Source organism: Hansschlegelia beijingensis, assembly GCF_045505405.1.
Lineage (GTDB): Bacteria > Pseudomonadota > Alphaproteobacteria > Rhizobiales > Methylopilaceae > Methylopila > Methylopila beijingensis_A.
On sequence record NZ_JBJKEX010000550.1, the window covers coordinates 1 to 1,222 of the forward strand.

Genomic DNA, 1,222 nt, shown 5'->3' on the forward strand with positions numbered 1-1,222 from the left:
GCGCTCGATCCGCGCTTCGCGATCTGCGCGCTCGACGAGCGCGGCAAGACCGTCTCGAGCGAGGCTTTCGCGGCCGATGTCGGCCGGCGCCGCGACGACGGCGCGGCGGGACTGGCTTTCGTGATCGGCGGCGCGGACGGCTTCTCGGCCGAATTCCTGGCGACCGCCGACATGCGTCTCGCCTTCGGCGCCATGACCTGGCCGCACCAGATCGTCCGCATCCTGCTGGCGGAGCAGATCTACCGCGCCGCGACCATCCTGGCCGGCCATCCCTACCACCGCGGCTGAGCCGCTCTCGTGGTTGACGAAGGCTTAACGGCGGGCGTTTCAAATGGCCCGATGACGTCACGGCCGCTTCGCGCTCTGCTGATCTGTCTCGCGCTCGCCGGAGCCGCGCCGGCCGCACGCGCCGAGACAACGTCGGCCTCCGAGGCCGCCGCGCGGCAGCGCGAGGCGCTCGAGCAGGCGCGCGAGAGCCTCAAGGAGACGCAGGAGCGCCGCCAACGGCTGGCCGCCGAGATCGAGGCGCTGAAGGGCGAGCGCGGCAAGCTGCAGGCGAGCCTGGTCGACACCGCGGCCTCGATCCGGGAGCGCGAGCGGCAGATCGAGGAGCGGGCGGGCCGGATCGGCGACCTCGGGGAATCCGAGCGCCAGCTCAAGGCGTCGCTGGAGCGCCGCCGCGGGGTTCTGGCGGACGTGATCGCCGCCCTGCAGCGCATGGGGCGGCAGCCGCCGCCGGCGCTGCTGGTCCGTCCGGACGACGCGCTGGAGGCGATCCGCTCCGCGATCCTGCTGGGCGCGGTGGTTCCCGACATGCGGGCGGAGGCCGAGTCGCTCGCCTCCGATCTGCGCGAGATGGCGCGTCTGAAGCAGATGCTGACCGGCGAGCGCGACGCGATGGCGGGCGAGCTCAAGCAACTCGGCGAGGAGCGCGAGCGGCTCGCCGCGCTGGTCGACGAGCGCCAGCGCCAGCTCGGCCAGCGCGAGGGCGATCTCTCGGCCGAGGCCAGCAAGGCGGCCACGATCGCGCACAATGTCAGCGACCTCGAGGCGCTGATCGCGCGCATGGAGCAGGAGCAGGCCGCACGCGCTGCGGCAGAAGCCGCCAGGACGCCTCCTGCCGCGCCCGGGGGCGGGCGCGACCTTGCAGCGCTGCAAAATCCGGCGCCGCTCAAGGCGGAGTACGTGGCGCTCGACTGGGCCCGCATCGCACGACTGAAGG

General features: G+C 73.3%; 2 protein-coding genes. Both read left to right on the forward strand.

All coding sequences use genetic code 11. The features are described 5' to 3' along the window. On the forward strand, positions 1-288 hold a 288-nt coding region (locus tag ACIKT0_RS18595), incomplete at its 5' end, for a 23S rRNA (pseudouridine(1915)-N(3))-methyltransferase RlmH (protein ID WP_407106793.1). A 51-nt stretch (positions 289-339) separates the two neighbouring features. After that, positions 340-1,222 (forward strand): murein hydrolase activator EnvC family protein (locus tag ACIKT0_RS18600; RefSeq protein ID WP_407106794.1); only part of this gene is annotated, 883 nt, incomplete at its 3' end.